We start from the raw sequence: 15807 nt of genomic DNA, 5'->3' as shown, positions 1-15807 counted from the left end.
GCTTGCGAGCCACACTCCAACGAACGACACAAAACCTGTAGGAGCAAGCTCGCTCGCGATTGCTTCACCCAGATCGACCTGACACACCAAGGACTTCCCATGGCAAACCAACAATTATTCCTCGGCATCGACTGCGGTACTCAAGGCACAAAGGCCCTCGTTCTCGATGCGGTCAGCGGTCAGGTCCTCGGCCAGGGCGCCGCCGCGCACACGTTGATCAGCGGCGCCAACGGCCGTCGTGAGCAGGACACCTCGCAATGGCTTGAAGCATTCACGTCGGCGACTCGCCGTGCCTTGATCGCGGCAAACGTCGACGGTCAACAGATCCTCGGTATCGGCGTCTCCGGCCAACAACACGGCCTGGTCCTGCTCGACGATCAAGGCCAGGTGCTGCGCCCCGCCAAGCTCTGGTGCGACACCGAATCCACCGCGGAAAACGAACGCCTGCTCGCCCATCTCGGCGGTGAAAAAGGCTCGCTCGAACGCCTCGGCGTTGTCATCGCACCGGGCTACACGGTGTCAAAACTGCTCTGGACCCAAGAACGGCACCCGGAAGTTTTTTCCCGGATCGCGCGTATCCTGCTGCCCCACGACTACCTCAACCACTGGCTCACCGGCCGCAGCTGCAGCGAGTACGGCGACGCCTCGGGCACCGGTTATTTCAACGTGCGCACCCGCCAGTGGGACTTGCAGCTGTTGCGCGACATCGACCCCAGCGGACGCTTGCAAGCGGCGCTGCCGGAGTTGATCGACGCCCATCAGGCGGTCGGCACGATCCTGCCGGCCATCGCCGAACACTTGGGCATCAACCCCGACGCGCTGGTGTCCAGCGGCGGCGGCGACAACATGATGGGCGCCATCGGCACCGGCAACATCCAGCCTGGCACGATCACCATGAGCCTCGGCTCTTCGGGCACGGTTTACGCCTATGCCGATCAACCGAAAATCAGCCCGGACGCCTCGGTCGCAACGTTCTGTGCCTCCAGCGGTGGCTGGCTGCCGCTGATCTGCACGATGAACCTGACCAACGCCACCGGGGTGGTTCGCGATTTGTTCGACCTGGATATCGAGCAATTCAACCACCTCGTGGCGCAAGCCCCCATCGGTGCCGAAGGCGTGTGCATGCTGCCGTTTCTCAACGGCGAACGCGTCCCCGCCCTGCCCCATGCCACCGGCAGTTTGCTCGGCTTGACCATGACGAACCTGACACAAGCTAACCTGTGCCGCGCCGTGGTCGAAGGCACGACCTTCGGTTTGCGTTACGGACTGGACCTGCTGCGCCAGAATGGCTTACAAAGCCTGCGCATCTGCCTGATCGGCGGCGGCTCGAAAAGTCCGGTGTGGCGGCAGATCGTCGCCGACATCATGAACACCCCGGTGATCTGCACCGAACAAAGCGAAGCCGCCGCCCTCGGCGCGGCGATTCAGGCCGCGTGGTGCAAATCCTCGGCAAACGGCCACGAAGACAGCCTGGCGGACCTGTGCGAACGCTGCGTGAAGCTCGACCTCGCCAGCGAAACCCTGCCGATTGCAGCAAACGTGGCGGCCTGTCAGCAGGCCTATGAACGCTACCAACAGCATGTCGCAACCCTTTAAAGAGTGAACAACTATGTACCTGGTGTGTGGCGAAGCGCTGTTCGATTTCTTCAGTGAAGACGACGCCAGCGGCCTGGCTTCAAAAGTGAATTTCAAGGCGATTGCCGGCGGTTCGCCGTTCAACGTCGCGGTCGGTTTGCGCCGGCTCGGCGTGGATGCAGCGCTGTTTGCCGGGTTGTCGACTGACTACCTTGGCCGGCGTTTGCAGCAAGTGTTGCAGGATGAAGGCGTGCGTGCCGATTACCTGGTGGACTTCGCGGCACCGACCACGCTGGCGATGGTCGCCGTGGGTGCCAACGGTTCGCCGCATTACAGCTTTCGTGGTGAAGGCTGCGCGGATCGGCAGTTGAAACCGGAGCATCTGCCGGAGTTGGGGCCGCAGGTGCGCGGCTTGCACATCGGTTCGTTCTCCCTGGTGGTGCAGCCGATCGCCGATACGCTGCTGGCCTTGGTGCAGCGAGAAAGCGGCAAACGGCTGATCAGCCTCGATCCGAACGTGCGGCTCAATCCTGAACCGAACATCGACCTGTGGCGTTCGCGGGTGGCCACGTTGGTCGAGCTGGCCGACCTGATCAAAGTGAGCGATGAGGATTTGAGCCTGTTGTATCCCGAGCAGGATCCGCAGCGCGTGATCGAAGGCTGGTTGCAACATCGCTGTCAGCTGGTGTTCCTGACCCGTGGTGGCGAGGGCGCGACGGTATTCAGCCGTGCTCATGGCTCGTGGTCGGTGCCGGCTTGTCCGGTGAAGATTGCCGACACCGTGGGGGCTGGCGATACGTTTCAAGCGGCGTTGATTACCTGGCTGACCGAGCAGCAGCTGGATTCGGTGGAGGGTGTGCAATCGCTTGCGCGCGAGCAGATCGACGGGATGTTGATGTTTGCGGTACAGGCGGCGGCGCTGACGTGCAGCAAGACCGGGCCGGATTTGCCGTATCGGCAGCAGTTGGATCTTGACTGAAGCGACTGGCCCCTTCGCGAGCAAGCCCGCTCCCACATTAGATCTCCTGCGAGCACAAAACGCATGAACACCAGCGTCTAATTGTGGGAGCGGGCTTGCTCGCGAAAGCGGTCTGACTCACACCGCCAGCCTCAATGAAACCGTGCCATTAGGGGTTTCCCCGATGCTGCCCTGCCTCACCGTCTACGGCATTTGCGCCTTGAACGAGGCGGTTTAATCCTGCACCATCCGCATCTGCTTATCCAAAGGACGGAATTCAAGGCATGCTGGACGCGAACGCAACCCATATTTCCCTCACGCTGGAAGGCGTTTCCGTTGACCTTCAAGTACTCAGTTTCGTCGGTCGCGAAGCCCTCAATCAGCCCTTCTGTTTTGACATCGAACTGGTTAGCACCCGCCCCGACCTGAAACTCGAAGAATTGCTGCACAAGCGCGGCTGCCTGACCTTCGGCGCCACCGGCGAAGGCATCATTCACGGGCTGGTTTACCGCATCGAGCAAGGCGACTCCGGCAAAAGCCTGACCCGCTACAGCATCAGCCTGGTGCCGCAACTGGCGTACCTGCGACATAACCATGACCAGCAGATCTTCCAGCACTTGACGGTGCCGAAGATCATCGCCGAGGTTCTCGAAGCGCGAGGGATCCTCGCCGACGCCTACAGCTTCCAGCTCGGCGCCATCTACCCGGAACGCGTCTACTGCGTGCAGTACGACGAATCCGACCTGCATTTCATCCAGCGCCTGTGCGAAGAAGAAGGCATCCACTTCCATTTCCAGCACAGCAGCAGCGGCCACAAACTGGTGTTTGGCGACGACCAGACGGTATTTCGCAAACTCGCGCCCGTGGCCTATCAGCAAGACTCGGGCATGGCCGCCGAGAAACCGGTGATCAAGCGCTTCAACCTGCGCCTGGAAACCCGCACCACCCGCGTCAGCCGCCGCGATTACGATTTCGAAAAACCCCGCATCCTCCCCGAAGGCACCGCTTCCAGCGCGTTCGCGCCTGATCTGGAAGACTACGATTATCCCGGCCGTTTCACCGACCGCGCCCGTGGCAAACAACTGGCAACCCGCGCCCTCGAACGCCACCGCAGCGACTACAAACTCGCGGAAGGCAAAGGCGATCAGCCGACGTTGGCCAGCGGCCACTTCATGGCCCTGAGCGAACACCCGCGCGCCGAATGGAACGACCTCTGGCTGCTGCTGGAAGTGGTCCACGAAGGCAAACAGCCGCAGGTGCTCGGCGAAAACGTCACCAGCGACGTCACCCAGAACAAAGACGACTTCCATCAGGGCTACCGCAACCGCTTCCTCGCCACGCCGTGGGACGCGCACTACCGCCCTGCCCTCGAACACCCGAAACCGCAAGTCCTCGGCAGCCAGACCGCCATCGTCACCGGTCCACCGGGTGAAGAAATCCACTGCGACGAATACGGCCGCGTCAAAGTGCAATTCCACTGGGACCGCGACGGCCAGGCCAACGACAACACCAGCTGCTGGCTACGCGTCGCCACCGGCTGGGCCGGCAGCGCCTACGGTGGCATCGCCATTCCGCGCGTCGGCATGGAAGTGCTGATTACCTTCCTCGAAGGCGATCCCGACCAACCGCTGATCACCGGCTGCCTCTATCACAAGGAAAACGTCGTCCCCTACGACCTGCCGGCGAACAAAACCCGCAGCACCTTCAAGACTCTCAGCTCCCCGGGCGGCAAGGGCTACAACGAATTTCGCATCGAAGACAAAAAAGGTGCGGAACAGATCTACCTGCACGCCCAGCGCGACTGGGATGAAAACATCGAGCACGACCAGAAAATCCGTATCGGCAACGAGCGGCATGACACGGTTGAAGCCAAGGTTTTCAGCGAGTTCAAGGTTGAAGAGCATCGGATCACGCACCTGGATCGCAAAACCGAAGCGCGGGCGGATGATCACCTGACTGTTGGTGTCACCCAGCATGTGAAGGTGGGAACGGCGCAGTTTGTTGAAGCCGGTGAAGAGATTCACTACCACGCGGGGAACAAAGTGGTGGTTGAAGGCGGGATGGAGCTGACAGCGAAGGCTGGCGGGAGCTTCGTCAAGGTCGATGCGGGTGGAGTGACCATTAGCGGTGCGGAGGTGAAAGCCAACTCGGGTGGTGCGCCGGGGGCTGGGTCCGGTATACAAGCATTGATTCCATCAATCCCGTTAGCAGCCGCGATCGCAAATGCAGGACAACTTCTGGACCGAAAAACAGTTCCGGAAAAAACAGACCACGATCTGGATTTTCTGATTACTGATCAAAACACAGGTTTACCGTTGAAAAATTTTCCATACGTGATCAAAACCTCCTCAGGGAAAAGTCTGGCAGGGCGTACCAACGATGAAGGGCGGACAGCCAAAGTCAAAAGCACAGAAGCAGAACTGGCTGTAATTGAGGTTTATGACGATATCCCTCCAATTAATCCGAATTGGGACGCCTGACATGCCTAAACACAAACCTTTGGCCACGAGTCAAAAAGCGTTGACTCCGGTGGCTGATAAAAAGCCAGCTTCAGTGATGGTTGATGATAGCCAGCGGTTGAAAGAGATCAGAAAGCTTGTTGAAGCAAATAACAAGTCCACGATCGATACCAACACTGTTATTTGCCAGATTTATATGGAGTCCCGTTTCGATGCTAATGCCGGTGCGGGCCACAATGCTCGAGGCCTGATGCAAATGCAGATGCAGGCGGTGCAACAAGTCTACAAATATCGAAAAAAGAAAGAGCTTGGCCGTACGCCAAATGACGACCAAACCAAAGCAGCATTCGCTGACGGCAAGGCATTCCACGCCAGCGCCGAAATTTTTAACGAAGCCAAAAATATCCAGCTCGGCACCGAATACATGCAGTACTGGATAGACATATCCAGTTCTATTGAGGAAGCGTACAAAAAGTATCGCGGTCTTTCTAATGGGGTCTATTACAAAAAAATAAGTGCTTGCGCGACAAAGCTCGCAGCTAACCCTGATTCAATGCAAGTGCTGAGGGATACATTAAAGTGAAGAAGGCATGGTTCTGTTTGATCGCAGCGTTGCTCGGGACTTCCGCCTATGCGCAACCGAGCAAATCAATTCTCAGCTGCCCCTTGGCTGACGGAACGCGGATATCTTTGTTGGCTGAGCCAACCCCGGAGGGCCAGCGCCTGTTCATCGAACTCGATCAAAAAATAGAAACCGCATTTACAGACATGCTTGATTCTGATTTTTTGGGAGAGATAGCTTTAGCCAAATGCGCCTCTTCCAGTTTGGTATTTGCGATAAACTACGGCTCACCCTATTTGAAAGGCGTCGTCTTACGAAAAAACCCGATCAGTCATACAGTCGAGAGAATAAATTTTGCCGAGAAAGCCTTGCCGCGTTACCTCTACCTCGGGCAAAAGCAGATGCGGCTAGTCATTCCAAATATCGGTAATGAGGTTTCTACAAAATTTCTGGTTTATGACTATTTATCGGGTAAAGGCCAACCGAATGAGGCAACGGGCAGTAATGTCGTACCAAACGGGCGTGGATTTAAGGTCGTACGCCTGAAGTAAGCAACCACTCGCAGTACTTCCGAACCCTTTTGGGTCGAGATCTGGCATCATCGTTCCTTAAGAAATCCAGCCCTACCGGGCTGGATTCTGCGTTTGTGCGGGGTCAGGTAAACGCCTTCCAGCTCAGCATCCGTTGTTGCGCAACCTTGAGTAAATCGCAACCGTCCTGCGTCAGCAGATAAAGCGCGTGGGTGATGTGCGGAATGTCTTGCACGTCGCCGTCTTTGAAACATTGAATATGGAGCGTTTCCAGTAAATCACTGGAGGCGCGGATGCGCTGGAGGGCGGCTTCGAGGATGTCTTGGGGGTTGGCTTCGGTGTCGATGACCAAGGGGGATGAGGCGGTGATGCTGCTTTTGATTGAACGGTAGCGATCGGGGAACGGATTTAACGTATGCATAGTTATTACTCGAGTGTTAACTAGTAATCGCCAGCACCGTGACCAAACGATGGAGGCGGCTATGTACAGGCTTGGTCAACCGGCAACACACAAACGGCTCGCCCAAAAAGGCGTCCTGCACACAGCCACCATTGCAACGCACTACTAGACGTAGAAGTCCGTGGCGCGAATGATCGCACATCTATGTACAAGTGTTATCAGGTGACCAAACCTGTTCGCTGATTTTGCAGCGATGCCGAAGAGTAAGTGCTTCGATCCAAACGACGAAAGAAGACCAAGCCCTTTCTCTTGTAGGACGAAGCCGAACCTACCGAAGATTCTTACCCCAACGAAACGCCTGACAGAATCACCCCTCACGACAGACGGCATTCAGCCCGGTTAACCATCGCTTAACGCTGCGGTCCAAGACTTTACTGGACCGCACGCCCTCAGGTTCTTTCTGACGCCCAGTGCGGCAGGCTCGACGCCCGTTATGTCGAGCTGACTTCCGTCTGCACTGGAGAACGCTCATGAACATGCGCACTTTGCTGGTTACCGCCGCCCTCGCCTGCACCGGGTTTACCGGGCTGGCCCAAGCCAACGACACCCCTTCCTCGCAAGCCGTACCTTATAAATACGGGATGCCGCTTCACGTAGCCAAGGTGATTTCGCTGACCGAACCCTCGACCCTGGAATGCAAAGTCATCACGGCGGAGATGAAGTACATCGATGAGTCAGGCAAACCTGCAGAGATCACGTATCGCAAACTGTCCGATGCGTGCAGTTATCAGAGTTGATCGAAAACGACGACCGCGGGTCTGGCTTCCTGGCCAGACCCGGATCTGACGACGGCGTGTTAATGCGTTTGCCGGTCAGGGTGCAGCGGCTGGGTGTTGGCCTGATGCTCCATGTCGGAGCGCAAAACACTGATCAGGTCTTGTATTTCCCGACATCCATTGAGCGAATTGGCATCAATGCCTGTTTTCAATAGTTCTACTTGATCGGTTTCACCGTCCGAATACACCTTGACGGTCATTTTCAGGTCCGGCGACAGCGTGCATTGACAACGTTTCGGCAGAAAACTGCTTTCTACGATGTTGCGGAGTTCCAAGGCAGAAAGAAACATGGCGACCCTCTCCTTATTGTGAGATTGCCAATCAGCGATCAATGCCGACTCAATAAATTCGCGGTCAGCTTCAGGACCAGCTACAGCATAAAACATGCCTTGAATTTCGCCGTGCAGCTCATCGGCAAATCAAGGGTTTAATGTGTCTTCAAGTAAACAGGCCCATGCAATCTGCAAGAAACCCGCTTCTCGTTCCTGCAAATTGCAACCTGATGAGTCCGGGTTTGCATTGGCCATCATTGGCAGTAAAAATTGCGCCCCGCTCACTCAGTATCTGCTGACGCTACTCACACGCAAGGAGGCATCATGGGTTCATTGACCTGCATCACTACCGTCGGGCTGATAGTTGCCGGGCTTTCGACCGCCGTTCAAGCCGCGAAACTCGAAGACGTCGCGCCCTTCCCCAAAGCCGAAAGCGGGATCACCCGCCAGGTCATTCACCTGGCGCCACAGAAGCAGGAAGACAGCTACCAGGTCGAGATTCTCGCCGGCAAAACCCTGGACGTGGACTGCAATCGACAGCGCCTGAGCGGCATGCTCGAGGAGAAGAATCTCGAGGGCTGGGGTTACCCGTTTTACCGTCTGGAAAAAGTGATCGGCCCGATGAGCACGCTGATGGCCTGCCCCGATGGCAAAAGCAGTCAGGCATTCGTCCCGGTGGTCGGTGATGGTTTCAGGCTGCGCTACAACAGCAAGCTGCCGATCGTGCTTTATGTGCCCAAGGATGTTGAGGTCCGTTATCGGGTCTGGTCGGCGTCCAGCAAGGTCGAAAAGGCTGTTCAGGAATAACCATCAAATGCAAAACCTGTGGGAGCAGGCTGGCTCGCGAAGGCGGTGTGTCAGCCTGCATTTCTGTTGACTGATACACCGCCTTCGCGAGCAAGCCCGCTCCCACACAGGGGATTGGGTGATTGCTTGGCCTCCTGCGTCCGCTCACGCCGGGGCGCCGCTCAATGCGGCGCGTTCGGCGACATGGCGCAAGCTGTCGAAGTTGATGTTGGCGCCGGAATCGATGGCCACCAACGTTTGACCACGCACGCCCGTCTGCGCCACGTACTTTTTGATGCCCGCCACGGCCAACGCGCCGGAAGGTTCGGTGATCGAGCGGGTATCGTCGTAGATGTTCTTGATCGCGGCGCAGAGTTCGTCATTGCTGACAGTCAGCACCTCGTCGACGCAAAACCGGCAGACTTCGAAACCATGAGCGCCGATCTGCGCCACGGCGACGCCATCGGCGAATGTGCCTACGTTCGGCAGGACGATACGCTCGTCGGCCTGTAGGGCGGCCAACAGACACGCGGAATGTTCCGACTCGACGCCGATGATACGGATTTCAGGCCGCAGGTATTTGACGTACGCGGCGATGCCCGCGATCAGGCCGCCACCGCCCACCGGCACGAAGATCGCGTCGAGCGTGCCTTGGTGCTGACGAAGGATTTCCATGGCGACGGTGCCCTGCCCCGCGATCACGTCCGGGTCGTCGAACGGCGAGACGAAGGTGCGACCGCTTTGTTCGGCCAGTTTCAAGGCGTACGCCAGGGCAAACGGAAAACTCTCCCCGTGCAGCACGGCATCGGCGCCCCGGCTGCGGACCCCGAGCACCTTCAATTCCGGCGTTGTGGCGGGCATGACGATGGTCGCGGCAATCCCCAACTCACGTGCTGCCAGCGCCACGCCTTGAGCATGATTGCCGGCGGAGGCTGTGATCACGCCGCGGGCCTTTTGCTCATCGCTCAGTTGCACCAGTTTGTTGTAGGCGCCGCGGATCTTGAAGGAAAAGGTCGGCTGCAAATCCTCGCGCTTCAACAGGATCTGGTTGCCCAGAGCTTCGGACAGCGCCGGCGCTGCTTGCAACGGCGTGCGCACCGCCAGTTCGTACACGGGCGCAGCAAGGATCTTTTTGACGTATTGCTCCAGCAGGGTTTGCTGGGCGGGTGTGCTATCCATGGTCGTCTCCTGTTGTACACGGTCGACGTAGGAGCTGCCGAAGGCTGCGATCTTTGCTTTTAAAGATCAAAAGATCGCAGCCTTCGGCAGCTCCTACGCCGTGTGTGTTGGTTTAAAACCCTGGAGACAGAAAGTAAAAACCCGCCTCTAGGGCGGGTTGGGTGCTGCAGTCGTGAGCTAGCCCGCCAAATGAGGAATGGCGGTAATAATGCTTGGCTGGCAGCGCAATACGGTGGAAGTCATGGCTGGAAATTAGCCGGGCATGGAGGGCAAGTCAATGGTCAATTTCCGGCGGCTTCTGTAGGCTCGGGATTCTGCTGATTGTCCAAGGAAGGAAACCATGAAGTCTGTCGCCCTGCCCCTGATTGCCCTGCTCGCCTTTGCTGGCTACACCGTTTCGGTGATGCTCCAGGCCGAACAGTCGTTGATTGAATTTGGCATCAGCCTGATGTCGCGGCCTGATACGGCGCAGGTGGTGATAGATCTTTATCTGTTGGCGACGCTGGCCGGGGTGTGGATGTACAGCGATGCGCGCAAGCGTGGGCGGTCGGCATTGTCCGTCATTCCCTATCTTTTGCTTACTGCGGTTTTTGTGTCGGTTGGGCCGTTGTTGTATCTCGTGGTTCGTGGGTGGCAGGATCGGAAAAAAACCGTCAGCGTCTCGCAAGAGGTCTGATCAAAGATATGTGATGCTGTTGAGATCGCCATCGCCAGCAAGCCGGCTCCTACAAGGTTGCGTGTGCCTGTTCATTGATCGTGATGGACGATTTGTAGGAGCCGGCTTGCTGGCGAAGGCGGCCTGTCAGCCAATGCATCTATTTCGCCAACCGCCTGAGCCCCAGCACCATCACCCCCGCCCCCAGCATCATCGCCGTCAGAAACAACGGATACGAAACCCACCACGGCGTACCCGCCGTCATCATGCTGAACTCGGACATACCACCAATGCTCGCAATGAGGTTCAACGGCAGGAACACCACGTTGATCAGTGTCAGTTTGCGCAGCAGGTTGTTCATGCTGTTGTTCATCAGGTTGCCCCGGGCATCGATCAGCCCGGAGAACACCGTGGAGTAGATTTCCGCCTGTTTGTAGCACTGGTTGTTTTCGATGATCAGGTCGTCGATCAGGCCGATGGCCTCGGCGCTGAAGCGCTGTTTTTCCGCGTGGTTGCGCAGCCGGGTCAGGACCGCGCCGTTGCTGTGAATCGCGTTGATGTAATAGATCAGGCTTTCGCTGAGGTTGAACATCTGGATCAGATGCTGGTTCTGCATCGAAGCGTTGAATTTCTGCTGCAACTCCCGCGCGGCCAGCTTGATCACCTTCAGATGGCCGAGGTAGTGATGGATGTTGTTGAACAGCAGGTCGAGCAATACATCCAGTGGCGTGTTCAACTTCTGACGGGTGCCGAGCCCATGCAACGGCGAATCGTCGGTGGCGATCACCAGCAAACGCTGCGCACAAAAGAGCAAACCGCAAGACGACACTTCGAACGCCAGGCTGTCGGCGCCGGAATAGTTTTCCGGACGCTTCCAGATCAGGAACAAATTATCGGGGTGAAACTCGATACGCGACACCTCGTCCGGGTCCAGCGCCGAGGCCAGCGCGTGTTCATCGAGCTTGAAATGGCTGTGCAGCAAGTCGCGCTCGGCGGCATCGGGGTTGCTGAACAGCATCACCTCGGCGTCCAGCCGTTCGACCGCATGCAGCACGCCGTGGGTCAGTTGAAAGCTCTTGATCATCGGCCGGTCACCAGGCCTGGCCGCGACGTTTCAGTTCCAGGCGCCGGACAAACTCTTCCAGTACCAGCGAGTACAAATCGTCCTGCAAGTAGGCGTCTTCGATGCCAGCGTCCATGTTCGGGTTGTCGTTGACCTCGATCACCACCACCTTGTCGCCGGACTGTTTGAGGTCGACGCCGTAGAGGCCGTCGCCAATGAGGTTGGCGGTTTTCACCGCCAGTTCCACGACTGCGCGGGGCGCTTCATGGACCGCCAGCGTGCGGCATTCGCCGTTGATGTCCTGACCCTTGGCCTTGTGGTTGTAGATCTGCCAGTGGCCCTTGGACATGAAGTATTGGCAGGCAAAGATCGGTTTGCGGTTAAGCACGCCAATGCGCCAGTCGTACTCGGTGTAGAAAAACTCCTGAGCCAACAGCAACACCGAATGTTCGAACAGTTCGGCCGTCGCCTCGAGCAAGGCTTGCTGGCTTTCGACCTTGATCACACCGCGAGAGAAACAACCGTCGGGGATCTTCAATACCAGCGGAAAGCCCAGACGTTCACCGACCCGCTCGAAGTCTTCCGGTCGCTCCTTGTAGAGGATTTCGGTGGCGGGCATGCCCAGCTGATGGCTTTTGAGCAGGTCGGTCAGGTAGACCTTGTTGGTGCAGCGCAGGATCGACGCCGGATCGTCCATCACCACCAGCCCTTCGCTCTCGGCTTTCTTGGCGAAACGGTAGGTATGGTTGTCGACACTGGTGGTTTCGCGGATCAGCAGGCCGTCGTATTCGGCGATGCGCGCGTAGTCCTTGCGCTCGATCAGCTCCACGTCGATGCCCAATGTCTTGCCGACGCGGACGAAATTGTCCAGGGCCTTGGGGTTGGGCGGCGGCAGCACTTCCTGCGGATCGTGCAGGATTGCCAGGTCATAGCGGGCCAATCGTCGCGAACGTGGCATGCGCCAGATCTTGCGACTGAAACTGTCCAGCGAGTTTGCAAAATGATCTTCCTGATCTTCGCGCAACTTGTGCAGCGCACCCGATTTGACACCTTCAATGTGCCAGCCGTTAGTTCGACGGAATTCAACCAATAATATCGGACACGGAAAGACTTCAAATAACTGACGCGCCAGATCCTGCAACGGTTCGATATTGGTCCTGCCAAAGTAAAGTGTCAGCGTGAAGCCTTCGGTATCGCTGTAAAGATGATTGCTCAGGGCTTTTTCCAGCGGTTTGTCCAAGTCATCGAGGGCCAGGCCGTACAGGGATTTCTTGGTCAGTTCACTGATGGTCCGCACCGACGGAATGACCTTGTGCCCCCGCGCCTCGGCCAACAACGAGCAGTAATAACCGTGCCCCAGGTACTTGTAGCTGCGGCACAGGTTGATCACCTGGACCCGTTTGCCCTGCTCGCTGTCGCGGGTCTGCTCGAGGTATTCCTGAGCCGTGACAATGTCTTCACTGGGGAAGTAGGAAGCCCAGTCTTCCTTGCGTTCGACGATGATAATCAACTGGCTGGAAGTTCTAACCGTTTCATTTAAAAAAGTTGCCGCCGGCAAAGTTTGCTCGGATACTTCGCGCCAATGACCCTGTACCGCTGACATAGTGATTGATCCGTTGGAGAACAAGACCTTTCCTATTAAGCACGAACTTTTTCGAAAGTCCCGTTTCGTTACGCAACTTTTACGGCGGTCATATGAATCCTGTCTTTCGCTTGGCGGTAGTTGAAGACTTACCCGCGTTGCTTGCACTCGAACAGCAATGCTTCACCACGGACCGGCTCACCAGCCGCAGTTTTCAATGGATGATCACCCGGGCGCACGGACAGCTGCTGGTGGCTGAACGCGACGGGCAATTGCTGGGTTACGCGGTGGTGCTGTTTCACCGAGGCACGTCGCTGGCGCGGCTCTACTCGATTGCCATCGCTGAACAGGCGCGCGGTAACGGGCTCGGCAAACAATTGCTCGAACACATCGAGGCATGTGCCCTTGAGCATGACTGCGCTTACTTGCGGCTGGAAGTGCGCATCGACAACCCCACGGCAATTGCCCTGTATGAGCGCAACGGTTATCGGCGTTTCGCACTGATTCACGATTATTACCAGGACCATGCCGATGCGCTGCGCCTGGAGAAACGCATCCTTCAGCATCGCGATGCGCGCAGCATCAAGGTGCCGTGGTATGCGCAGACCACCGATTTCACCTGCGGCCCGGCGTGCCTGTTGATGGCCATGGGCGCCTTGCACGCCGACCGCGTGCTGGAGCGCCGCGAAGAACTGCAGATCTGGCGCGAGGCGACCACCGTGTTCATGACCTCGGGCCACGGCGGCTGCAGCCCTCAAGGCCTCGCATTGGCGGCAGCGCGGCGTGGGTTCCGCGTGCGCTTGCAAGTGAGCATGGCGGGGCCGTTGTTTCTCGATGGCGTGCGTGATGAGCATAAAAAAGACGTCATGCGCCTGGTGCACGATGAATTCGCGGCCCAGTTGAACGCCACTGACGTCGAACAGGTGCTCGGCGGGCCATTGGACTTGCCGCGATTATTGGCCGATGGCGGGCAGCCGCTGGTGCTGATCAGCAGTTATCGGCTGACCCGTTCCAAATCGCCACACTGGGTGGTCGTCACCGATTGCGATGAAGAGTTTGTCTACCTGCACGATCCGGATGTCGACCATAGCCAGCATCGTCAGCCCATGGACTGCCAGCATTTGCCGGTGAGCCACGGGGAATTCGAGAAGATGTGCAGTTTCGGGCGGGGCAAGTTGCGGGCGGCGGTGATTCTGTATGCCCGGGTTAATCACTGAATTTTGTGGTGAATCTACCTATGCTTTCGCGAGCAAGCCCGCTCCCACATTTGATTTGTGTCGTTCACAGAGCCAATGTGGGAGCGGGATTGCTCGCGAAAGCGGTATATGATTTTTTACTTCAGGCCAATCTTGTACAGAGCCCCATCGTCCTCATCGGTGAGCACATACAAATACCCGTCCGGCCCCTGCCGCACGTCGCGAATGCGTTTGTTGAGTTCGCCCATCAAGCGCTCTTCGTGAACCACTCTGTCGCCGTCGAACTGCAGGCGAATCAGCTCCTGAGTGACCAGTGCACCGATAAACACGTTGTGCTGCCAAGGCTTGAAGCGGTCCGCATCGTAGAACGCCATGCCGCTCAGGCCAGGGGATTTTTCCCAGACGTGTCGCGGCGGGACGGCGCCTTCGGCGGTCTTGCCCCTGGCTTCCGGAATCGGCTGGCCGGAGTAGTTGATGCCATGGGTTGCCAGCGGCCAACCGTAATTCTTGCCGCGCTCGATGATGTTGACCTCGTCCCCCCCTAGTGGGCCATGCTCGTTTTCCCACAGCACGCCGGTCCAGGGATTGAGCGCCGCACCTTGCGGGTTACGCTGGCCGTAGGACCAGATTTCCGGGCGTACGCCGGACTGACCGACAAAGGGGTTGTCGTCGGGCACCTTGCCGTCCGGGTAGATGCGTACAACCTTGCCCTGCAGCTTGTCCAGATCCTGGGCCGTAGGCCGGTCGTTGTTCTCGCCAAGGGTGATGAACAGATAGCCATCGCGGTCGAACACCAGGCGCGATCCGAAGTGATTGCCGACCGAAAGCTTCGGTTCCTGACGGAAGATCACTTTGAAATTCCTGAGGGTGGTCAGGTCTTCGGACAACTGCCCGCGACCGACCGCCGTACCGGCCTTGCCGCCCTCACCCCCACCTTCGGCATAGGACAGATAAACGGTGCGGTCCTGCTGGAAGTCGGGCGACAGCACCACATCCAGCAGACCGCCCTGACCCTTGGCCCAGACTTGCGGTACGCCACTGAGTGGTGCAGAGCGTTTGCCATCGGCGCTGATCACCCGCAGGTTGCCGGGCCGTTCGGTCACCAGCATCCCTTGTCTGTCAGGCAGAAAAGCCAAGGCCCACGGATGGTCCAGCCCCTTGACGATCGTCGTCACCTCAAGGGTGCCCTGCTCGCTTTTCAGTTCTTGTACGGACGCGGCAAGAACAGGCGCCGCGACGGTGATCAATGCGCTGGCACAGACTGTGGCCAGGAGGGATGTTCGCAACATTCACGATTCCTTTTGTCGTCAGAATGGCTGGCAGGATTGACGTCCTGCCACTCAACGGTTGCTGGTGTCTGCGTCTTGGTGGGGCGGATTGGGGATGAATTTCGGCGGGCTGGCGGGCACCGACCGATCCTGGGGATAGCGGTTGCCGATGCCGCCGTTGTCCAGCGTTGGCGGCCGCGGAACCGGCACAGTGTTGGGCCCGCGAATGACCGGAGCGCTGGGCTGCGTGCCTTGCATGCTGTTGGGGTTGGCCTTGCGAATCGGGCTGTTGTAGGGATTGCTGGCGGCGCCCGTCGGACTTTGGGCCAACAGCAGAGACGACGGGACGTCAGCCAGGGCCGAATTGCTCAGCACGCCACTCAATGCCATCGCGATGATGCCAAGCGCTAATCGGTTCATGGGCGACCTCTCTACGTGATTACAACCTTCGATAGCACGCTACGCCCAGGGTTCGGATTTGTTAAC

Annotated in this window: 15 protein-coding genes and 1 pseudogene; 9 read left to right on the top strand and 7 right to left on the bottom strand. The window is 58.0% G+C overall.

All coding sequences use genetic code 11. The annotated features are described in order from the left end of the window. Positions 1-99: 99 nt before the first annotated feature. The 5 genes from xylB (at position 100) to FBY04_RS19520 (ending at position 6105) form a co-directional block, all read left to right on the top strand. Complete coding sequence (xylB, locus tag FBY04_RS19540; RefSeq protein WP_145316355.1) at positions 100-1596, top strand: xylulokinase; 1497 nt, start codon at positions 100-102, stop codon at positions 1594-1596. Positions 1597-1609: 13 nt separating this feature from the next. After that, the gene (locus FBY04_RS19535) at positions 1610-2554 is read left to right on the top strand and encodes a carbohydrate kinase (protein ID WP_145316353.1); all 945 of its coding nucleotides are present in this window, start codon (positions 1610-1612) and stop codon (positions 2552-2554) included. Between the two features lie 263 nt (positions 2555-2817). Next, positions 2818-5013, top strand: coding sequence for a type VI secretion system tip protein VgrG (tssI, locus tag FBY04_RS19530; RefSeq protein ID WP_145316351.1), 2196 nt, complete (start codon positions 2818-2820; stop codon positions 5011-5013). Between the two features lies 1 nt (position 5014). After that, a complete protein-coding gene (locus FBY04_RS19525; protein ID WP_145316349.1) occupies positions 5015-5575 on the top strand; it encodes a transglycosylase SLT domain-containing protein in 561 nt (186 codons plus the stop codon). Further along, positions 5572-6105, top strand: a complete 534-nt coding sequence (locus tag FBY04_RS19520) for a hypothetical protein (protein WP_145316347.1) — start codon at positions 5572-5574, stop codon at positions 6103-6105. The genes FBY04_RS19525 and FBY04_RS19520 overlap by 4 nt, the downstream gene beginning before the upstream one ends. A 103-nt stretch (positions 6106-6208) precedes the next feature. Here the strand turns inward: FBY04_RS19520 and FBY04_RS19515 are convergent, their stop codons facing one another. Beyond that, the gene (locus FBY04_RS19515) at positions 6209-6505 is read right to left on the bottom strand and encodes a hypothetical protein (protein WP_145316345.1); all 297 of its coding nucleotides are present in this window, start codon (positions 6503-6505) and stop codon (positions 6209-6211) included. A gap of 509 nt (positions 6506-7014) precedes the next feature. Between FBY04_RS19515 and FBY04_RS19510 the strand changes: the two genes are divergently transcribed. Beyond that, positions 7015-7281, top strand: coding sequence for a DUF2790 domain-containing protein (locus FBY04_RS19510; RefSeq protein ID WP_084321623.1), 267 nt, complete (start codon positions 7015-7017; stop codon positions 7279-7281). 59 nt (positions 7282-7340) lie between these two features. Here FBY04_RS19510 and FBY04_RS19505 read toward each other — a convergent pair whose 3' ends face one another. Beyond that, a complete protein-coding gene (locus FBY04_RS19505) occupies positions 7341-7610 on the bottom strand; it encodes a DUF1652 domain-containing protein (protein WP_084321622.1) in 270 nt (89 codons plus the stop codon). Positions 7611-7916: 306 nt separating this feature from the next. On the opposite strand from FBY04_RS19505, the gene eco reads away from it, so the two are divergent. After that, positions 7917-8399 (top strand): serine protease inhibitor ecotin, encoded by a 483-nt coding sequence (eco, locus tag FBY04_RS19500; protein ID WP_145316343.1) that lies wholly within the window; start codon positions 7917-7919, stop codon positions 8397-8399. Between the two features lie 162 nt (positions 8400-8561). Here the strand turns inward: eco and ilvA are convergent. Beyond that, positions 8562-9557 (bottom strand): annotated as a pseudogene (gene ilvA / locus FBY04_RS19495) (threonine ammonia-lyase, biosynthetic); the annotation flags it as partial. 340 nt (positions 9558-9897) lie between these two features. On the opposite strand from ilvA, the gene FBY04_RS19490 reads away from it, so the two are divergent. Next, a complete protein-coding gene (locus FBY04_RS19490; protein ID WP_145316339.1) occupies positions 9898-10233 on the top strand; it encodes a DUF2834 domain-containing protein in 336 nt (111 codons plus the stop codon). A 139-nt stretch (positions 10234-10372) separates the two neighbouring features. Here FBY04_RS19490 and FBY04_RS19485 read toward each other — a convergent pair whose 3' ends face one another. Beyond that, positions 10373-11296, bottom strand: a complete 924-nt coding sequence (locus FBY04_RS19485) for a magnesium transporter CorA family protein (RefSeq protein WP_145316337.1) — start codon at positions 11294-11296, stop codon at positions 10373-10375. 7 nt (positions 11297-11303) lie between these two features. After that, a complete protein-coding gene (locus tag FBY04_RS19480; protein WP_145316335.1) occupies positions 11304-12878 on the bottom strand; it encodes a RimK family protein in 1575 nt (524 codons plus the stop codon). Positions 12879-12970: 92 nt separating this feature from the next. On the opposite strand from FBY04_RS19480, the gene rimI reads away from it, so the two are divergent. After that, complete coding sequence (gene rimI, locus FBY04_RS19475) at positions 12971-14074, top strand: ribosomal protein S18-alanine N-acetyltransferase (RefSeq protein ID WP_145316333.1); 1104 nt, start codon at positions 12971-12973, stop codon at positions 14072-14074. 116 nt (positions 14075-14190) lie between these two features. Here the strand turns inward: rimI and FBY04_RS19470 are convergent, their stop codons facing one another. Both FBY04_RS19470 and FBY04_RS19465 read right to left on the bottom strand, forming a co-directional pair. Further along, positions 14191-15342: a PQQ-dependent sugar dehydrogenase gene (locus FBY04_RS19470; protein ID WP_145316331.1), complete on the bottom strand. Its 1152-nt coding sequence runs from the start codon at positions 15340-15342 to the stop codon at positions 14191-14193. Positions 15343-15393: 51 nt separating this feature from the next. Next, on the bottom strand, positions 15394-15741 hold the full coding sequence (locus tag FBY04_RS19465) for a hypothetical protein (protein ID WP_145316329.1): 348 nt from the start codon (positions 15739-15741) through the stop codon (positions 15394-15396). Positions 15742-15807 lie beyond the last annotated feature (66 nt).

It is taken from the genome of Pseudomonas sp. SJZ080 (genome assembly GCF_007828295.1).
GTDB classification, from domain to species: Bacteria; Pseudomonadota; Gammaproteobacteria; order Pseudomonadales; family Pseudomonadaceae; genus Aquipseudomonas; species Aquipseudomonas migulae_A.
This window is presented reverse-complemented; position numbering and strand designations above follow the sequence as displayed.

Coding starts and splice junctions, on each gene's coding strand:
- FBY04_RS19505 (WP_084321622.1), bottom strand. CDS start 7,610: ATGTTTCTTTCTGCCTTGGAACTCCGCAACATCGTAGAAAGCAGTTTT.
- FBY04_RS19515 (WP_145316345.1), bottom strand. CDS start 6,505: ATGCATACGTTAAATCCGTTCCCCGATCGCTACCGTTCAATCAAAAGC.
- FBY04_RS19535 (WP_145316353.1), top strand. CDS start 1,610: ATGTACCTGGTGTGTGGCGAAGCGCTGTTCGATTTCTTCAGTGAAGAC.
- FBY04_RS19510 (WP_084321623.1), top strand. CDS start 7,015: ATGAACATGCGCACTTTGCTGGTTACCGCCGCCCTCGCCTGCACCGGG.
- FBY04_RS19480 (WP_145316335.1), bottom strand. CDS start 12,878: ATGTCAGCGGTACAGGGTCATTGGCGCGAAGTATCCGAGCAAACTTTG.
- FBY04_RS19485 (WP_145316337.1), bottom strand. CDS start 11,296: ATGATCAAGAGCTTTCAACTGACCCACGGCGTGCTGCATGCGGTCGAA.
- FBY04_RS19470 (WP_145316331.1), bottom strand. CDS start 15,342: ATGTTGCGAACATCCCTCCTGGCCACAGTCTGTGCCAGCGCATTGATC.
- eco (WP_145316343.1), top strand. CDS start 7,917: ATGGGTTCATTGACCTGCATCACTACCGTCGGGCTGATAGTTGCCGGG.
- tssI (WP_145316351.1), top strand. CDS start 2,818: ATGCTGGACGCGAACGCAACCCATATTTCCCTCACGCTGGAAGGCGTT.
- rimI (WP_145316333.1), top strand. CDS start 12,971: ATGAATCCTGTCTTTCGCTTGGCGGTAGTTGAAGACTTACCCGCGTTG.
- xylB (WP_145316355.1), top strand. CDS start 100: ATGGCAAACCAACAATTATTCCTCGGCATCGACTGCGGTACTCAAGGC.
- FBY04_RS19525 (WP_145316349.1), top strand. CDS start 5,015: ATGCCTAAACACAAACCTTTGGCCACGAGTCAAAAAGCGTTGACTCCG.
- FBY04_RS19465 (WP_145316329.1), bottom strand. CDS start 15,741: ATGAACCGATTAGCGCTTGGCATCATCGCGATGGCATTGAGTGGCGTG.
- FBY04_RS19490 (WP_145316339.1), top strand. CDS start 9,898: ATGAAGTCTGTCGCCCTGCCCCTGATTGCCCTGCTCGCCTTTGCTGGC.